Raw genomic sequence first — 17748 nt, forward strand, 5'->3', positions numbered from 1 at the left:
ATCCTTTGCTTCAGGAGGCAGGCACCGCGGTTTCCCGCAACGCCGCCAGCAAGGCCGCGACGCTGGCGCCACGGCAATCCACAATTCGTTTGGCGCCCAACTGCCGAGCCATCTCCGCTACCCGCGGACTGGGTACGAACAAGGGTAGCTCAAGCATTTCGGGCCAGGTATCGGCCGCCAGCTCACGCAGCGACAGCAAACCCTGCCCACTGCTGACCACCAGGCCGTTGAGCCGTTCCGAGCGGAGCGTGGCGGCGAGTGTTCCCGCGAGGTAATCGGGAAGGTAGCGCCGGTACAGCTCGAGGATATCCACCTGCACCCCGCGCGCGCGCAATGTCTCGGCGAGCAGCTCGCGGCCGCCCTCCCCACGCAGGATCAGCACCTTCGGATCGGGTCGGGCCAACGCCTCACCGAGCCGCGGCAGCGCCAGCAGCGCCTCGCTGTCGTCGCCGCGCTCCGGCCAGCTGGCGTCCAGTCCGTAGTCGGCGAGTATCGCGCCGGTAGCGGCACCGACGCTGAACCAGGCTGGGCCGAGCGGAGGTTGCGGCCAATAGCGATCGAGTAGCTCGATACCCAGCCGGGCCGCCGGCTTGCTGACCACAATGACCGCGCAGTAGCGATCCAGCTCGAGAACCGTCGCGCGCTGCTCGGCGGTTTCCGGCAAGGGTTCGATCGCAAGCAGCGGCAGGCTGGCACTGTGAATCCCGGCTTCAGCCAGTACGTCCGCAACCGCGCCGCACTCCTCGGCCGGCCGGGTCAGCAGCAGGCGCCAGCCGGTCACGCGTGACCAGCCTCGCCGTAGACTGCCTGGAGAATCTGCTCCGCGCCCTGATCCAGCAGCGCTTCGGCAACCTGCACACCCAACGCCTCGGCATCGGCGGCGGGCGCACGGCCCTCGGCGCGCAGCAGCACGGTGCCGTCCGGCTGGCCGACCAATCCGCGCAACCACAGCTGGTCGCCTTCGAGCACCGCGTAACAGGCGATCGGCACCTGGCAGCCGCCGTTCAAGCGCTTGTTCAAGGCGCGCTCGGCGACGACACGTGTCGCGGTCGGCGCGTGGTTCAGGCATTCCAGCAGCGCATGCAGTTCGCTGTCGGTGGTACGGCATTCGATGCCGACTGCACCCTGACCGCCGGCCGGCAGGCTCTCGTCGACGCTGATGCTGGAGCGGATGCGTTCACCGAAGCCAAGGCGGATCAGCCCGGCGGCAGCGAGGATGATGGCGTCGTACTCGCCAGCATCGAGCTTGGCCAGTCGGGTGTTAACGTTTCCGCGCAGGAACTGGATCTTCAGGTCCGGTCGACGCGCCAGCAGCTGGGCCTGACGGCGCAGCGACGAGGTGCCGACCACACTGCCGGGCGGCAGCGCATCGAGGTCGTCGAAATGATTGGAGACGAAGGCGTCGCGCGGGTCTTCACGCTCGCAGATGCAGTACAGGCCCAGCCCTTCGGGAAACTCCATCGGCACATCCTTCATGGAGTGCACGGCGATGTCCGCTTCGTTCTCCATCAGCGCTGTTTCCAGCTCCTTGACGAACAGGCCCTTGCCGCCGATCTTCGCCAGCGGCGCGTCAAGCAGCTTGTCGCCGCGGCTGACCATCGGCACCAGGCTGACCTTCAGCCCTGGGTGCGACGCCTCCAGGCGCGCCTTGACGTATTCGGCCTGCCACAGGGCCAGGGCACTCTTGCGGGTAGCGATGCGAATTTCGCGAGACATGGGCAATTCCAGAACAGTGAATTGCCGGCGATGATAACAGGCCGGACAACCAGCCTGGGTTGGCCGGAATCAAGTAAAAGGTGGTGTCACGCCACCGCGCCGGCGCCCGCCAGCTGCACGAGCTGACGGCCTCCAACGCAGCGAACCGTACTGGTTCAGAGGTTCTGCATCAGCTTGCGCACACCGGCCACATGGCGACGGCTCACCGTCAGCGCCTCACCCTCGAGCCCCTTGAGGAACAGCTGGAAATGCCCGAGCGGCGTGCGCTGCAGGCGCTCGATACGATCACGGAACACCAGCGCGTTGCGGTGAATACGCACGAAGCGCTCGCCGAACTCGTCTTCCAGAGACTTCAACGGCTCGTCCAGCAGCACCTCGCCACCGATATGGCGCAGGGTGACGTACTTGTGGTCGGCGATGAAGTAGATCACGTGGTCCAGCGGAATCAGCTCGATGCCCTTGCGGGTACGCGCGCTGATGTGGGTGCGAGGCCCGGCACCGGAAACCGCTGCCGGCCGGGTCAACGCAGCGAGCTGCACTCGGTTCGGCCGTTCCGCCTTCTTCAAGGCCTCGGTGAGGTGTTCCGGGCGCACCGGCTTGACCAGATAGCCAACCGCGCTGACCTGGAAAGCCTCCAGAGCAAATTCATCATGGGCAGTACAAAAGATCACGGCAGGCGGCGCATCCGTCTCGCAAAGCCTGGCTGCAACCTGCAGGCCATCTAGCCCCGGCATGCGGATATCCAGCAGCACGACATCAGGGCGCAGTTCCTCGATCAGCGTCAGTGCTTCTTCGCCATTGCTGGCAGCGGGCTCGAGGACACGATAGCCGTCGAGGTCACCTACCAGTCGGCTGAGGCGCTCGCGGGCTAGAGGTTCGTCATCGACAATCAGGACATTCATATAGATCTGGCTTCCTGCGTTTGTCTCGCACATGGATAGCGTAGACATGTGTAATGGCGGCCTTCACGGCGCTCCACGCTGAGACTCGCTAGCGGACCGAAAAGTGCCGCTAATCGTGCGTCGATGTTCTGCAGACCCTGCCGTGTCCCGCGTGAAGCCTGCGCTTGAGCGGTTTCGTCGAAGGGGTTGCTGACCACCAACTGAAACACGCCATCGACATAATCGGCGGTTACGCTCACCACACCTCCCTCGATACGGGGCTGGATGCCATACACCAGCGCATTCTCCAGCAACGGTTGCAGCGTCAGCTGCGGAATCGGCAGATCGTCCGGTACGCCGGCGACCTGCCAGTCCATCTGTAGACGGTCGCCCAGGCGATATTGTTCGATCGACAGGTAGCGCCGCGACAACTCCAGCTCCTCGCTCCAGGCCACCAACGTGCCGGGCCGCGCCAGGCTGGCACGGAACAGGTCCGACAGATCCAGCACCGCCTGCTCGGCCTTGACCGGATCGCTGGCCACCAGTGCGGCGATGCTGTTGAGGCTGTTGAACAGGAAATGCGGACGGATGCGTGCCTGCAGCGACTCGATCCGTGCCCGCAGTTCGGCCTGCTCCTGGCGGCGCCACTGACTCTGCAGATAGAAATAGCGTAGCAACAGCCCGGACATGATCAGGCTGATCAGCGCGTGACGCAGGTAGAGATTGACCTCCCCGTCGCGCGAAAGCGGGCCGCCGAGCTGGTAGATATCGGCCACCGCGGTGCAGGCCAGGGTCAGCCCGACCACCAGCGCGCAGCAGGCCAGCCCGGCGAAGGCAGTACGCAGACGCGCCAGCACGGGCCGCAGCAGACACATGGTGCCGGCCGAGAGCAGCACGATCCACTGCACGAACAACGACGTCAGCGCCAGCCGCATCCAGTCAAAGCCCGGCTGCATCGGCTCAGCCAGCACTAGCACGAACACCAGCAACTCGGCGAGCAGGACCAGGCCAAGCAAGGCATCGGGCTGGCACAGCTCGGGGACGAAGAAGTCATCGGATACGGCAGTGGATTTCACGCGCTTCAGCCTGTGGTTTACCTGCCCGGCAGTTTCCTTGCACACCCGCTCAACGGCAAGCCAGGTGCCGGTCAGCCAAGTGGAATAATCCGGAATTGCCAGCCAGCTCACCCTTCGCCGCCGTAGCGGCGACGTCCCCGACAGCGGCACCATCCCTGTTATCATCGCCGCCTTTCCTCAGCCTTCGGATTTCAGCGAGCGCATACATGAGCACCGACAAGACCAACCAGTCCTGGGGCGGCCGTTTCAGCGAGCCCGTCGACGCCTTCGTCGCCCGATTCACCGCCTCCGTCGAGTTCGACAAGCGCCTCTACCGCCACGACATCATGGGTTCGATCGCCCATGCGACGATGCTGGAAAAAGCCGGCGTGCTGAACGCCGATGAGCGTGACCAGATCATCGCCAATCTGAAAGACATCCAGGGCGAAATCGAAGCCGGCACCTTCGACTGGCGCGTCGACCTGGAAGACGTGCACATGAACATCGAAGCACGCCTGACCGACCGCATCGGAGTGACCGGCAAGAAGCTGCACACCGGCCGCTCGCGCAACGACCAGGTCGCCACCGACATCCGCCTGTGGCTGCGTGACGAAATCGACCTGATCCTCGGCGAAATCACCCGTCTTCAAGAAGGCCTGCTGGGTCTGGCGGAAGCCGAAGCGGACACCATCATGCCCGGCTTCACCCACCTGCAGACCGCGCAGCCGGTGACCTTCGGCCACCATCTGCTGGCCTGGTTCGAGATGCTTAGCCGCGACTACGAGCGCCTGGTCGACTGCCGCAAGCGCACCAACCGCATGCCGCTGGGTTCGGCCGCACTGGCCGGCACCACCTATCCGATCCAGCGGGAGATCACCTGCGAACTGCTGGGTTTCGAAGCGATCTCCGGCAACTCGCTGGATGGCGTGTCCGATCGCGATTTCGCCATCGAATTCTGTGCCGCCGCCTCGGTGGCGATGATGCACCTGTCGCGCTTCTCCGAAGAGCTGGTGCTCTGGACCAGCGCTCAGTTCCAGTTCATCGACCTGCCGGATCGCTTCTGCACCGGCTCCTCGATCATGCCGCAGAAGAAGAACCCGGACGTACCCGAGCTGGTGCGCGGCAAGACCGGCCGCGTATTTGGCGCGCTGGCAGGCCTTCTGGTGCTGATGAAGGGCCAGCCGCTGGCCTACAACAAGGACAACCAGGAAGACAAGGAGCCGCTGTTCGACGCCGCCGACACCCTGCGCGACAGCCTGCGAGCTTTCGCCGACATGGTCCCGGCGATCAAACCCAGGCGCGAAATCATGCGCGAAGCGGCGCTGCGCGGCTTCTCCACCGCGACGGACCTGGCCGATTACCTGGTGCGCAAGGGCCTGCCCTTCCGCGACTGCCACGAGATCGTCGGCCACGCAGTGAAGTACGGCGTGCAGACCGGCAAGGACCTGGCCGAGATGAGCCTCGACGAGCTGCGCCAATTCAGCGACCAGATCACTGACGACGTGTTCGCCGTGCTGACCCTGGAAGGTTCGGTCAACGCCCGCGACCATATCGGCGGCACCGCGCCGAACCAGGTGCGCGCCGCGGTGGCTCGTGGCAAGAATCTGCTGGCGACCAGATGATCACGTCTGGCCGCCGTATTTCGGTGGTCGGCTGTTCAGGTGCCGGCAAGACCATGCTGTCGCGCCGTCTGGCGCAGCAGCTCGGTTATCGCCATATCGAGCTGGATGCCCTGTTCCATCAACCGGGCTGGCAGCCGTTGCCCACCGAGCAGTTTCAGCAGGCGACCCGTGATGCGCTGCAGGGCGACGGCTGGGTCGCAGAAGGCAATTATTCGGCGGTGCGCCCGTTGGTGCGAGAGCGCTCGGACATGGTGATCTGGCTGGATCTGCCACGCCACAAGGTAATGCGCCAGGTCATCTGGCGCACCCTCCGACGCCTGGCCTGCCGTGAGGAGTTGTGGAATGGCAACCGCGAGCGCTGGAGCAATTTATTCAAATTGAACCCACGCCAATCCATCCTGGCCTGGTCGTGGACCCGCCACCCGGTTTACCGGCAGCGCTACGCCGAGGAAATGCGTAACGCACCGCCATCCTGCCAATACCTACGACTGGACTCACGGCATGCCATCAACGCCTTTCTGGCAAACCTGTCGTCCCGTTAAACCTTATTGAGGGCCAGCCTGTAATGTTTCTGCACATTCGCCCCGCGGTTCGCGAAGACGCCGCGCTGATCCTGCGCTTTATCACCGACCTGGCCATCTACGAAAAAGCCGAGCACGAGGTCAAGACCGACGTCGCCGGCATCGAGAACAGCCTGTTCGCTAACGGCAGCACCGCCCACGGGTTGATCTGCGAGCTGGACGGCGAGCCGATCGGCTATGCGGTGTATTTCTTCAACTACTCGACTTGGCTGGGCAGGCACGGCCTGTATCTGGAAGACCTCTACGTCACCCCGCAGCAGCGCGGCGTCGGCGCCGGCAAGGCTCTGCTGCGTCATCTGGCCAAACTGGCGGTGGCACGCGGCTGCGGGCGCTTCGAGTGGTCGGTGCTGGACTGGAATCAGCCAGCCATCGACTTCTACGAATCCATCGGCGCCCGGCCGCAGAGCGAGTGGATCGGCTACCGCCTTGCCGGCGACGCACTGTCAGAGTTCGCGGCCGGTTGAGCAATCGTTCCAGCTCGCCTGCGCCACCCGCCGCGATGCCGCCGCGAAAAGCGCGCCTGCCCTTTGCCAATGCCTGGTTCTTCCCGGCTGCCGCGCTCTACGCGGCACTGATTCTGCCGTATTCGGTACTGGCACTACTTGGCCTGCTTCCCGCGTTGCCCGGGCTCGCCACATCCGCCGGTCACGCCCACGAAATGCTCTTCGGCTTCGCCCTGGCGGTGATCGCCGGCTACCTGCTCGGCCCGCAGCGACTGCGCTTTACCCTGACGCTGCTCGGCTGCTGGGCGCTGGCACGACTGAGCTTCCTGCTGTGGCCGGGCTCGTGGCTGGCACTGATCTGCGCCGCCGCCTTTGCCACCGGCCTTGCCTGGAAAGTGTTGCCGCGCTTTCTCGGCGCCGCGAAGAAATGGCGTAACCAGAGCGTCGCACCCGTGGTCGCCGGGCTGAGTCTGCTCAGCGCCATCGCCAGCGGCGGCTTTGGCGCTGGCTACGACCGCCTCATGCTGGAGGAGGCGCTGCTATTGCTCGCCACCCTGATGTTCTTCATGGGCGGACGGATCATCGCGCCAGCCATCGCCGGGTACGCGCAGAGCCGGGGATGGCGACTGGATGCGCGGGTGCAGCCGCAGATCGAAGGCGCCGTGCTGATCCTGCTCGGCCTCGCTCTGCTGCTGAATCTTCTGCCCTGGCCGCTCATTCGGCACCTGACCGGCGCCGTACTGGTCGCCGCTGCCGTACTCACGACCATCCGCCTGCTGCGCTGGCAACCCTGGCGCTGCGCAAGGCCCGAGTTGCTGACGCTGCTGCTCGGCTATGCCTGGCTCGCCATTGGCCTGCTATTGCTTGGCCTGGGTACGCTGCTACCGGCGCTGCCATTGAACGCAACGCTGCACGCCTTGACCGTCGGCGCGCTGGGCAGCCTGACTTTCGCAGTCATGGCCCGCACGCGGCTGATCTACCGTTTCCGCGATCCCGCGGCGCAGCCCTGGATACAGGGCGTGGCGTTGCTGATCAGCCTGGCGGCGCTGGCTCGCGTGCTGCCCGCCCTGCTGAGTCAGCCTCACCCGGCCTGGCTGCTGCTCGCCGCCGGTTGCTGGTCGCTGGCCTTTATGGCGCTGACCTTGCTGCTCTGGCGTTGTCGCGACGCGCACGCGGACAGCCCTCGCGGCAACGCTGACCACTGAGTCATCGACCGGAACTCTCGCGCATTACGCTTGACCTACATGCAACCGCCGGCGATTCCTCCCATGTCCGCCGTCGCATTCGCCGAGGCCTGCATGACCGATCTGCGCACCCTGCTGCTGAATCAGGACACCCAGGGCGCCGAGCTCTTCGACTCGCCCAAGGAACGCCTGATCTTCTACCGCTCCGAAATCCATTTCGAATCTTCCCTGCTGGCCGAACGCACCAGCGCCTACCTGTCGTCGCAGTCGTTCCTGATGATTGCCTTCGCCTCGTCGATGGCCAACAGCAACCCTGAGTGGGGCGAGCTGTTCCGCCTGGTGGTGCCGGCGATTCTCTCGGTGCTCGGCCTGATCACATCGCTGCACGCGATGCCCGGTATCAAGTCCAATTTCGACGTCATCGAGCGCTGGCATCAGAAACAGTCCGAACTGCTGCAGCTCGAAGGCCGCGTCGGTATGCTGCCGAACAACGAATCGGCGCTGTTCGGCGAAGGCAGCAGCCCAGTCGGCGGGCCTCGCTACAAGCGCACCCTGCTGTTCTCGCTGCGCACGCCGATCATCTTCTCGCTGGTCTGGAGCGCATTCGGCCTGCTCTGCCTGGCCCTGAGCCTGATGGACTGACGCACCGCACACCGCCGCATTGCCCCACGCGGCAGCAGATGCTTAGCTGGACGCATCCGTATGGAGGAACCCCATGTCCGATTCAGACCGCCCCCGCTATCGCGTCGATGCTGATCGCCAGGCCGCCCAACGCCGGGTACGCTACGTCGAAACCAACCGCCCGGATGACGGCAGCTGCACGATATGCCAGCTGGACGAAGAAAACCCGGCACCGCTCGACGAGACCCCCGCCATGGCGCAAGAAAACCCCAGTAACGATGAAGATGAAGCCTTCGCCGAGTCGATCCTGATCCAGGCGATCGAGAACCAACTTGAAGCCGGCGAGCCCGCGGCTACCCAGGCCACGCTTAACAAGCTCACCCTGGTCGGCTACGAGCGGGACGAATGCCTGCAGATGATGGCGCTGGTCCTGGCCCATGAGATCCGCACGATGCTCAGCGAGGACCGCCCTTTCGACGGTGCCGCCTACGAGGCCATGCTGCGCAAGCTGCCGGAACTGCCGGAAGCATCCGAATAGGATCTGGATCAAGGCAGGGCCACCGACAGCATCTACACTCAGCAAACAGGGCATGAGCCCACCATCCGAGGAGCGAGCATGTCGTACACCCCTGAGCTGGTTGCTGAACTGGACGTACTCCGACAGTTCAATCTGGAAAATCTGCAGGAAGGGCTGAAGGTGCATCACGAAGCCAGCCCCGCCACCATCGCCGCTTTTGGCCGCCTCCACGCCAAGGGCCTGATCACCCAGGCCGACGGCGGTTACCTCACCAGCCTTGGCCGCGACGCGGCCGAACAGGCGCAAACGCTGCATACCATCCTCTCGGAAACCGTCACGGCCTGACATCGCCATGCCGTTCCGCTTCACCAGTCCAGGGCACGGATGACGCCGGCCCTGGCCGTTGGTCGCTCACTGCAGGCAAACTTGCGCCGCGCCTCAAGCCGCACGCCGATTGGCCGATGAACAGGGGTTAGCCTCGCCTGCACGAACCACAATGACCCGCACCCAGCACATCCACCCGATTCTCGAAGAAGGCATCGACCGCAAGGTGCTGACCACGCTGCGCGCGCGCTTTCTCGCGGTCAACTCGGCACGCCTGGAGCGGGCCCTGCAGGCCATGTCGACGCGCCAGCAGCAGGTGCTGAAGCTGCTGCCGCTGCTGTTTCACGTCAACCATCCGATTCTCCCCGGCTATGTCTCGGCGACTACCCCTGCCGGACTCGCGCACTTCGTGCCGGACGCCGAACAGCTCGCCGAAGCACAGCGCCTGAGCCGCTCGTTCGCCTACAAGCCGGCCCGCGGAAAACTGCCGCAGCCGATACTCGGCCTGTTCCTCATGGGCAGCCTCGGCACCGTGGCGCAGGACGAGCACAGCGATCTGGACGTGTGGGTCTGCCACGACCCCGCCCTGGACGCCGACCAGATCGAGGAACTGCGCCGCAAGTGCGAACTGCTGCAAGCCTGGGCAGCGAGCCAGGGCAGCGAAGCGCACTTCTTTCTGGTCGATCCGCAGCGCTTCAATCAGGGTCAGCGCGAAGCCAGGTTGACCTCCGATGACTGCGGCACCACCCAGCACTACCTGCTGCTCGACGAGTTCTACCGCACGGCACTCTGGCTCGGCGGGCGAATCCCGCTCTGGTGGCTGGTGCCGGACTACGAGGAGCACCGCTACGACGAATATGTGGCGACGCTGCTGGCCAAGCGTTTCGTGCGCGCAGACGAAGTGCTCGACCTCGGCCACCTGGGCCAGGTGCCGCCCGGCGAGTTCGTCGGCGCCGGACTCTGGCAGCTCTACAAGGCCATAGCCTCGCCCTACAAATCGCTGTTCAAGCTGCTGCTGGTGGAGGTGTATGCCAGCCAGTATCCGCAGCTGCGCTGCCTGGCGCTGGACTTCAAACAGGCCATCTATCAAGGGCGGATCGAACTGAACGAGCTCGACCCGTATATCGCCGCCTACCTTGCCATCGAGCGTTACCTCGGCGCGCGCGGCGACCACGAACGCCTGGAGCTGGCGCGGCGCTGCCTGTACCTGAAGATCAATCGACCGCTGAGCCGGCCGCCGGTCAACCGCAACAAGAGCTGGCAGCGCAGCCTGCTCGAGCGGCTGACCCACGACTGGCATTGGGACGAGCGGCAGTTCGCACTGCTCGACAACCGTGGCCACTGGAAAGTGCGGCAGGTCAGCCAGGAACGTCGCGTGCTAGTCAACGAACTGACCTACGGCTATCGCTTTCTCAGCGACTTCACCCGACGCCTTCAGGCCACCAGCCCGCTCACCAGTCGCGACCTCGGCGTGCTGGGTCGTCGCCTGTACGCAGCGATCGAACGCAAGGCCGGCAAGGTCGAGGTGGTCAATCTTGGTATCTCGCCGGATATGGCTGAACACAGCCTGACCCTGGTGCACGATTACGACGCTGCGGGCGACGTGCGCTGGTCGCTCTATCAGGGCCAGCTCACCGCGCCGGAACTGAGCAATTTCGCCCCATTGAAGCGCTCTCGCGAGCTGGTCGCGCTGCTGGCCTGGTGTCACCGCAACGGCGTGGTGGATGTCAGCACCCACCTGTCCCTGTTCCCTGGCGACAGCGGCCTGAGCGAAGCGGAACTGTTCGCCCTGTTCAGCGACCTGCGCCGTGCGCTGCCGATGCCGCTATGCCCGGTGGACGAAGAAGCGCTACTGGCCGCGAGCAAACCCAGCCGGGTGCTGCTGCTGATCAACATCGGCCTGGACCCCACCCAGCAAGCCCCGACAGCATCTGCCATCGGCGAGCAGTCGATGCTGAACGCGGCGCCGGAAAACCTGGTGCTGAGCGTGGATCAGGTCACGCTCAACAGCTGGAACGAGTTGCTGGTGACCCGCTACGAAGGGCCGAAGGCGCTGCCACTGTGCCTGCGCGATTATCTGGATAGCCTCGAGCGGGTCGTGCAGGCACCGCAGCTGCAGGTCTTCTGCTTCGCCCGCAATCGCGGACAGGCCATCGCGCGGCGAGTCGAGCAGATATTCGAGGATGCCCGCCAGAGCCTTGCCAGCGTCGCTCATGGACGCTACCTGCTTCAGGTTCGCCAGCATTTCCACATGCTGCAGCGCGAGGCGAACGCGCTGCGTCTCACCCACCTGAGCGATCGCGCCGCACTGCTCGAACACCTTGGCGAGGCTCACCACGCCTACAGCCCGCTCCGTCTCGATCGTGCGGCGCTGGACGGTGACGATCTGGCGCTGATTCTTGCGCACGGCCGCCCGGGATGCCTGCAAGTGTTCTACCGCACGGCCGGGGAAATCGCCGAACTCAGCGTGCTCGATGAATGCAATGCCCTCTGGCGCCAGCAGCTGCCCTATCGCGACGAACGCACCCTGCTGCGCCCGCTGATGCGCTTTCTCGAGTCAATGCTGTATCGGCGTAACGCGCAGCAGCCCGACCAAAGCCAGGAGCTGGTCGACCCGGCGATCCTCTTCTACCGCATTCAGCCGGGACAAGGCGCGCGACCGGCACAACTGGAACGAAGACCGGCGCCCCAGGGCGAGGTCAACGATCCGTTCTACGACGTGCAGGCGATTGTCGAAGCGGGCGAAAACGGTCGCTCGCAGGTCACCCTGTACTGTAACCATCAGGAGTTTTCCGGCCTGGAATATGGTGCCGAGCTGTTCGCCGCCGTGACACGCACGATCATTTCCCGGCGCCGCGACGGTGAACGCTACCCCTGCTACATCACCGACCTCGACCTCACTGGCCTGCACGGCAGCGGACGCAGCCAGACTGTGCAGTACCTGCGCTACAAGGCGCGCCTGGAGGCGGCGCTGAATGCGGCAATGGAGTCATAAGAGGGCGCTGACGGGGCTTCAGTCAGCGTCTCGACGAGGTTCCGGCCTGGCGAACCAGCTGCATTGCGCAGTGGCTATTCAACGCTTTTCGCACCAACAAAGGCAGAGCTGCCGAAAGCTGCTACCAGCCCGATCGCAGCGGCGGCCAGGCTGATCATCTCGCAAGCGTCGCCCGTCAGAACGGATCGCCTGCCGCTTCGGGCTGGTATTCGATCGCGAGCAGAGTGAGCTTGATCATCTTGCCGGATGGAGTCGGCCAGTCGATGTGCTGGCCGACACTCATGCCCAGCAGCGCCGTACCGACCGGTGCGAGGACGGACACGGTGCCTTCCTTGCCGGCGTCGTGGGGATAGACCAGCGTCAGGTGGTAGTCCTTGCCCGTGCCTTCGTCGCGGCAGTGCACGCGCGAATTCATGGTCACGACGCCAGCAGGCATCTCGCTGCGTTCCACGATCTGCGCCCGCGACAGTTCCTGCTCGAGCGCTTCGGCGGCCGGACCGTAGTCGTCCAGACTGTCGAGCAGCCGCTCAAGGCGCTGCAGATCGAGTTGGGTAAGGATGATCGGCGGTGCACTGGTCATGGGTTCTGGCAAGCTCCTGCGAAAAAATAAAACACGAAAAAAGCAAAACCCCGCCCGAAGGCGGGGTTTTGTTGACCTGCGAAGACACTATCACAGCAGCCCGAATAAGCAAGGCCCCCACCGGCAGCGCCCGGCTCGCGGGGGCTGCACGCAGATTGCGTCAGATATCCTCGAATTCCAGCGCTTCGCCGCCCTGCTCCAGCGTCACCCGCGAGAGCAGCTCTCCGAGGCGCTCGCCGCTTGCATCGCACAGCCACAGCTGGCTGCCTTCGTCGTAGTCGAAATGAAAGCCGCCGGAGCGCGCCGCGACCCACAGCTGGCGCAACGCGGGCTGGCGGCTGAGGATCAGCTGACTGCCGTTATCGAAGCGCACGGTCAGCACACCACCGGAGTTCTCCAGGTCGACGTCCAGACTGGTGTCATCGAATACGTCCTCGACGCTCTCCTGCACAGCATCGACCAGATCGTGATAACGGGCTTCGCTCAGGCTCATGCAACACTTCCTCGAATTGTTCTGCACGCGACGCGGGCCGCATGCGATGGCGGCGAGCTTAGCAGGGCGCAGCCGGATCAAGCGAGCAGCCCGCCAGCACGGCCGCCGTGTGACGCGCTGCTCGCATAGGCAATCCGCCGGGTGCTGGGTATACTCCGGCGATTAGATTTTTCAAGGATTCTAGTCCCCATGAAGCGCCTTCTGCTTCCCTTCATCGCACTCGCCGTCTTCGCCGCCGCGCTCAGCGGTTGTGGCCAGAAAGGTCCGCTGTACCTGCCGGATGACGAGAAAACCGTCAAAGAACGTTCCAAAGACCGTTTCGAACTCTAAAGGAGGCTGTTCATGGAGGCCTTCTCGTACCGCGACGGTCAACTCTTCGCGGAAGGCGTGGCACTGCCCGCACTTGCGCAACGCTTCGGCACCCCGACCTACGTCTATTCCCGCGCGCACATCGAAGCCCAGTACCGGGCCTATGCCGATGCGCTGGATGGCATGCCGCATCTGGTCTGCTTCGCCGTCAAAGCCAATTCGAACCTGGGCGTGCTGAACGTCCTGGCACGTCTCGGCGCCGGCTTCGACATCGTCTCGCGCGGTGAGCTGGAGCGCGTACTGGCCGCCGGCGGACAGCCGGACCGTATCGTCTTCTCTGGCGTCGGCAAGACCCGTGACGACATGCGCCGGGCGCTGGAAGTCGGCGTGCACTGCTTCAACGTGGAATCCACCGATGAGCTGGAGCGCCTGCAGCAGGTCGCCGCCGAGCTCGGCAAAAAGGCGCCGGTGTCGCTGCGGGTCAATCCGGACGTCGATGCCGGCACCCACCCGTACATTTCTACAGGTCTCAAAGAGAACAAGTTCGGCATCGATATCGACAATGCCGAGGCGGTCTACGCCCGTGCCGCCGAGCTGCCGAACCTGGAAGTGGTCGGTGTCGACTGCCATATCGGTTCGCAGCTGACCAGCCTGCCGCCTTTCCTCGATGCGCTCGACCGCCTGCTCGCACTGACCGAGCGCCTCGCCACACGCGGCATCCAGATTCGTCACCTTGACCTCGGTGGCGGCCTCGGCGTGCGTTACCGCGACGAGCAGCCACCTTTGGCCGGCGACTACATCCAGGCCGTGCGCCAGCGCATCGAAGGCCGCGGGCTGGCGCTGGTTTTCGAGCCAGGCCGCTCCATCGTCGCCAACGCCGGCGTGCTGCTGACCCGCGTGGAATACCTCAAGCACACCGCGCACAAGGATTTCGCCATCGTCGATGCGGCGATGAACGACCTGATCCGTCCGGCGCTGTACCAGGCGTGGATGAACGTCATCGCGGTGCAGCCGCACGAAGGCGATACGCGTCGCTACGACATCGTCGGACCGATCTGCGAAACCGGCGACTTCCTCGCCAAGGATCGTGAGCTGGCGCTGGTCGAGGGCGACCTGCTGGCGGTGTGTTCGGCCGGTGCCTACGGCTTCGTCATGAGCTCCAACTACAACACCCGCGGCCGCGCCGCCGAGGTGCTGGTGGACGGTGACCAGGCCTTCGAAGTGCGCCGTCGCGAGAGCGTTCAGGAGCTATACGCCGGCGAAAGCCTGCTGCCCACTTGAGGCCAAGATCATGCTTCTGCGCTTTACCAAGATGCACGGTCTGGGCAACGACTTCATGGTCATCGACCTGGTCAGCCAGCACGCGCACATCCAGCCCAAGCACGCCAAGCAGTGGGGCGATCGCCACACCGGAGTCGGTTTCGATCAGCTGCTGATCGTCGAGCCGCCGCAGAACCCTGACGTGGATTTCCGCTACCGCATCTTCAATTCCGACGGTTCGGAAGTGGAGCAGTGCGGCAACGGGGCGCGCTGCTTCGCCCGCTTCGTGGTCGACAAGCGCCTGACCGTGAAACGCAAGATCAAGGTCGAAACCAAGGGCGGCATCATCGAGCTGGATATCCGTCCCGATGGGCAGATCCGCGTCGACATGGGTCCGCCGCGACTGGTGCCGTCCGAGATTCCGTTCCAGGCCGACCAGGAAGCCCTGAGCTATCCGCTCGAAGTCGATGGCCAGCGCGTCGAGTTGGCCGCCGTGTCGATGGGCAACCCCCATGCGGTGCTGCGCGTCGACAGCGTCGAGCAGGCACCTGTGCATGAACTCGGACCGAAGATCGAACATCACCCGCGCTTTGCGCAGCGGGTCAATGTCGGCTTCCTGCAGGTCGTCGATCGCCGCCATGCACGGCTGCGCGTGTGGGAACGCGGCGCCGGGGAAACCCAGGCCTGCGGTACCGGCGCCTGCGCGGCTGCGGTCGCGGCAATACGCCAGGGCTGGATGGATTCGCCGGTACAGATTGAGCTGCCGGGTGGCCGCCTGTCCATCGAATGGGCAGGTCCCGGGCAGCCGGTTATGATGACCGGCCCCGCCGTTCGTGTATTTGAAGGACAGGTTCGCCTATGACCGACCAGACTCAGGGCAGCACCCCGCTACCCGACGCCGAAGCAGTCGCCGCCTACCTGCGCGCCCACCCGGAATTCTTCGTCGACCACGACGAGCTGATCCCTGAGCTGCGCATTCCCCATCAGCCGGGCACCGCGGTGTCGCTGGTGGAGCGTCAGGTCAAGCTGCTGCGTGAGCGCAACATCGAGATGCGCCATCGCCTGTCGCAACTGATGGACGTGGCGCGCGACAACGACCGTCTGTTCGACAAGACCCGCCGCCTGGTGCTCGACCTGCTCGACGCCAGCAGCCTGGAAGAAGTGGTCAGCGCGGTGGAAGACAGCCTGCGCCACGAATTCCAGGTGCCCTACGTCAGCCTGATCCTCTTCAGCGACGCGACACTGCCGGTGGGCCGCTGCGTCAGCACTGGCGAGGCGCAGCAGAGCATCGGTGGGCTGCTCGACGGCGGCAAGACCATCTGCGGCGTACTCCGTCCGCACGAGCTGAGCTTTCTGTTTGGCGCCGAAGACAGCGGCAGCGTGGGCTCCGCAGCGGTAGTCAGCCTGAACAATCAGCTCGGCGTGCTGGCGATCGGCAGCCCGGATCCACAGCACTACAAGAGCTCGCTGGGCACGCTGTTCCTCGGTTATATCGCCGAAGTGCTGACCCGCGTGCTGCCGCGCTTCGGTACGCCGCTGCGCTCGGTACGCTGAGCGCAATTGCCGACCAACGCCACGCACCACACGCGCCCGCTCGCGGCCTGAGGCTGGAGCCTGCTCATGCAGAACGAACTCGACGCCTACTTCGAACACCTGCGCAGCGCCCGGCAGCTGTCGGGCCACTCGCTGGACGGCTACCGCCGCGACCTGAACAAGCTGCTGACTTACTGCGAGCGCGAAAACATCGCCGAGTGGAGTGCACTGCAAGGCCGACACCTGCGCCAACTGGTCGGCGCGCTGCATCGCCAGGGCCAGTCCAGTCGCAGCGTGGCGCGCCTGCTCTCATCGGTGCGCGGCCTCTACCGCTACCTGAATCAGGAAGGCCTCTGTCAGCACGATCCGGCTACCGGCCTGTCCGCGCCGAAAGGTGAACGACGTCTTCCGAAGCTGCTGGATACCGATCGCGCCATGCAGCTGCTCGATGGTGGCGTCGAGGACGATTTCATCGGCCTGCGCGATCAGGCGATGCTCGAGCTGTTCTATTCATCCGGCCTTCGGCTTTCGGAACTGGTCGGCCTGAACCTCGACCAGCTCGACCTGCCCGCGGGCATGGTGCGAGTGCTCGGCAAGGGCAACAAGGTGCGCGAGCTGCCGGTAGGGCGCAAGGCGCGCGAGGCGTTGCAGGCCTGGTTGCCTGTACGTGCGCTGGCCAACCCGGCCGATGGCGCGGTATTCATCGGCCAGCAGGGTCGCCGTCTCGGCGCGCGGGCCGTGCAAGTGCGAGTGCGCCAGGCCGGCGTGCGCGAGCTCGGCCAGCACCTGCATCCACACATGTTGCGCCACAGCTTCGCCAGCCATCTGCTGGAGTCGTCGCAGGACCTGCGCTCGGTGCAGGAGCTGCTCGGCCATGCCGACATCGGCACCACGCAGATCTACACCCATCTGGACTTTCAGCACCTTGCCAAGGTCTACGATCAGGCGCATCCGCGCGCCAAGCGCAAGCAGGACACCGACACATGAGCATTCGCCTGATCACCTTCGACCTGGACGATACCTTCTGGGAAACCACGCCGGCCATCCAGAGCGCCGAGACCGCCCTGCGCGACTGGCTCGGCGTGCATGCACCGCGCCTGGGCGAATTTCCCGTCGAAGCCCTCGGCGCGATCCGCCGCATGCTGGTGGAGCAGGACTCGGCGCTGCGCCACCGTATCAGCGAGCTGCGCCGGCGCATCCTGCAGCACGCGCTGCACGATGCCGGCTATCCCGCCGACGAAGCGGACCAGTTGGCCGAACAGGCCTTCCAGGTGTTTCTCGATGCGCGCCACCAGGTGCAGATTTTCCCGGACGTGCAGCCCACCCTGGAATGTCTCGCCAATCACTACACCCTCGGCGTGATCACCAACGGCAATGCCGACGTGCGCCGCCTGGGCCTGGCCGACTATTTCCAGTTCACCCTGTGCGCCGAGGAGCTGGGCGTCGGCAAGCCCGACCCGCATCCGTTCCAGCAAGCCCTGCGCCTGGGCGATGCGCGCCCGGAACAGGCCGTGCACGTCGGCGACCACGCGCTGGATGACATCGCCGGAGCGCAACAGGCGGGCATGCGAGCGATCTGGTTCAACCCCAAGCGCGCCGCCTGGCCGCACGATTACCATCCCGATGCGCAAATC

20 protein-coding genes are annotated in these 17748 nt (G+C 64.9%); 14 read left to right on the forward strand and 6 right to left on the reverse strand.

The genetic code is table 11. From position 1 onward, the window contains the following. Nucleotides 1-10: 10 nt before the first annotated feature. The 4 genes from LO50_RS12335 to LO50_RS12350 all read right to left on the reverse strand — a co-directional run bounded on the left by LO50_RS12335 (nt 11) and on the right by LO50_RS12350 (nt 3673). On the reverse strand, nt 11-781 hold the full coding sequence (locus LO50_RS12335; protein ID WP_044315189.1) for a uroporphyrinogen-III synthase: 771 nt from the start codon (nt 779-781) through the stop codon (nt 11-13). Beyond that, nucleotides 778-1716, reverse strand: coding sequence for a hydroxymethylbilane synthase (hemC, locus tag LO50_RS12340; RefSeq protein ID WP_023446096.1), 939 nt, complete (start codon nt 1714-1716; stop codon nt 778-780). The genes LO50_RS12335 and hemC overlap by 4 nt, the downstream gene beginning before the upstream one ends. Before the next feature lie 155 nt (nt 1717-1871). After that, nucleotides 1872-2618 carry a LytR/AlgR family response regulator transcription factor gene (locus LO50_RS12345; protein WP_014821750.1) on the reverse strand — a complete coding sequence of 249 codons (747 nt, stop codon included), beginning with the start codon at nt 2616-2618 and terminating at the stop codon, nt 1872-1874. Further along, nucleotides 2615-3673, reverse strand: coding sequence for a sensor histidine kinase (locus LO50_RS12350; protein WP_041015348.1), 1059 nt, complete (start codon nt 3671-3673; stop codon nt 2615-2617). Before LO50_RS12350 ends, LO50_RS12345 begins: the two co-directional genes overlap by 4 nt. 206 nt (nt 3674-3879) lie before the next feature. Between LO50_RS12350 and argH the strand changes: the two genes are divergently transcribed. The 8 genes from argH to LO50_RS12390 all read left to right on the forward strand — a co-directional run bounded on the left by argH (nt 3880) and on the right by LO50_RS12390 (nt 11939). After that, nucleotides 3880-5274 carry an argininosuccinate lyase gene (argH, locus tag LO50_RS12355; protein ID WP_044315190.1) on the forward strand — a complete coding sequence of 465 codons (1395 nt, stop codon included), beginning with the start codon at nt 3880-3882 and terminating at the stop codon, nt 5272-5274. Further along, nucleotides 5271-5816: an AAA family ATPase gene (locus LO50_RS12360; RefSeq protein WP_044315191.1), complete on the forward strand. Its 546-nt coding sequence runs from the start codon at nt 5271-5273 to the stop codon at nt 5814-5816. The genes argH and LO50_RS12360 overlap by 4 nt, the downstream gene beginning before the upstream one ends. A 23-nt stretch (nt 5817-5839) precedes the next feature. Further along, nucleotides 5840-6319: a GNAT family N-acetyltransferase gene (locus tag LO50_RS12365; protein ID WP_044315192.1), complete on the forward strand. Its 480-nt coding sequence runs from the start codon at nt 5840-5842 to the stop codon at nt 6317-6319. Nucleotides 6320-6354: 35 nt separating this feature from the next. After that, a complete protein-coding gene (locus LO50_RS12370) occupies nt 6355-7503 on the forward strand; it encodes an NnrS family protein (protein ID WP_044315193.1) in 1149 nt (382 codons plus the stop codon). Nucleotides 7504-7596: 93 nt separating this feature from the next. Beyond that, complete coding sequence (locus LO50_RS12375; RefSeq protein ID WP_031297359.1) at nt 7597-8124, forward strand: hypothetical protein; 528 nt, start codon at nt 7597-7599, stop codon at nt 8122-8124. Between the two features lie 73 nt (nt 8125-8197). Beyond that, complete coding sequence (locus LO50_RS24155; RefSeq protein ID WP_080902106.1) at nt 8198-8641, forward strand: hypothetical protein; 444 nt, start codon at nt 8198-8200, stop codon at nt 8639-8641. Between the two features lie 78 nt (nt 8642-8719). Next, nucleotides 8720-8965, forward strand: a complete 246-nt coding sequence (locus LO50_RS12385; RefSeq protein WP_014821758.1) for a TIGR02647 family protein — start codon at nt 8720-8722, stop codon at nt 8963-8965. Nucleotides 8966-9116: 151 nt separating this feature from the next. Further along, nucleotides 9117-11939, forward strand: a complete 2823-nt coding sequence (locus LO50_RS12390; protein WP_044315194.1) for a class I adenylate cyclase — start codon at nt 9117-9119, stop codon at nt 11937-11939. 175 nt (nt 11940-12114) lie between these two features. Here the strand turns inward: LO50_RS12390 and rnk are convergent, their stop codons facing one another. Further along, nucleotides 12115-12519 carry a nucleoside diphosphate kinase regulator gene (gene rnk, locus LO50_RS12395; protein ID WP_014821760.1) on the reverse strand — a complete coding sequence of 135 codons (405 nt, stop codon included), beginning with the start codon at nt 12517-12519 and terminating at the stop codon, nt 12115-12117. Nucleotides 12520-12679: 160 nt separating this feature from the next. Continuing rightward, nucleotides 12680-13012, reverse strand: coding sequence for an iron donor protein CyaY (cyaY, locus tag LO50_RS12400; protein WP_003301128.1), 333 nt, complete (start codon nt 13010-13012; stop codon nt 12680-12682). Nucleotides 13013-13201: 189 nt separating this feature from the next. Between cyaY and lptM the strand changes: the two genes are divergently transcribed. The 6 genes from lptM to LO50_RS12430 all read left to right on the forward strand — a co-directional run. Next, nucleotides 13202-13342 carry an LPS translocon maturation chaperone LptM gene (gene lptM / locus LO50_RS12405; RefSeq protein ID WP_014821761.1) on the forward strand — a complete coding sequence of 47 codons (141 nt, stop codon included), beginning with the start codon at nt 13202-13204 and terminating at the stop codon, nt 13340-13342. Between the two features lie 12 nt (nt 13343-13354). Then, on the forward strand, nt 13355-14602 hold the full coding sequence (gene lysA / locus LO50_RS12410) for a diaminopimelate decarboxylase (RefSeq protein ID WP_044315195.1): 1248 nt from the start codon (nt 13355-13357) through the stop codon (nt 14600-14602). Nucleotides 14603-14612: 10 nt separating this feature from the next. After that, entirely contained in the window at nt 14613-15443 is an 831-nt protein-coding gene (gene dapF / locus LO50_RS12415) for a diaminopimelate epimerase (RefSeq protein ID WP_044315196.1), read from the forward strand. Beyond that, on the forward strand, nt 15440-16135 hold the full coding sequence (locus tag LO50_RS12420) for a DUF484 family protein (RefSeq protein ID WP_003283418.1): 696 nt from the start codon (nt 15440-15442) through the stop codon (nt 16133-16135). Before dapF ends, LO50_RS12420 begins: the two co-directional genes overlap by 4 nt. Before the next feature lie 66 nt (nt 16136-16201). After that, entirely contained in the window at nt 16202-17101 is a 900-nt protein-coding gene (gene xerC, locus LO50_RS12425; RefSeq protein ID WP_044315197.1) for a tyrosine recombinase XerC, read from the forward strand. Beyond that, nucleotides 17098-17748, forward strand: a 651-nt coding sequence (locus tag LO50_RS12430; RefSeq protein WP_044315198.1) for an HAD family hydrolase, incomplete at its 3' end; no start/stop codon positions are given. The genes xerC and LO50_RS12430, both read left to right, overlap by 4 nt.

The sequence above is a fragment of the Stutzerimonas stutzeri genome (assembly GCF_000935215.1).
In the GTDB taxonomy this organism is placed as follows: domain Bacteria; phylum Pseudomonadota; class Gammaproteobacteria; order Pseudomonadales; family Pseudomonadaceae; genus Stutzerimonas.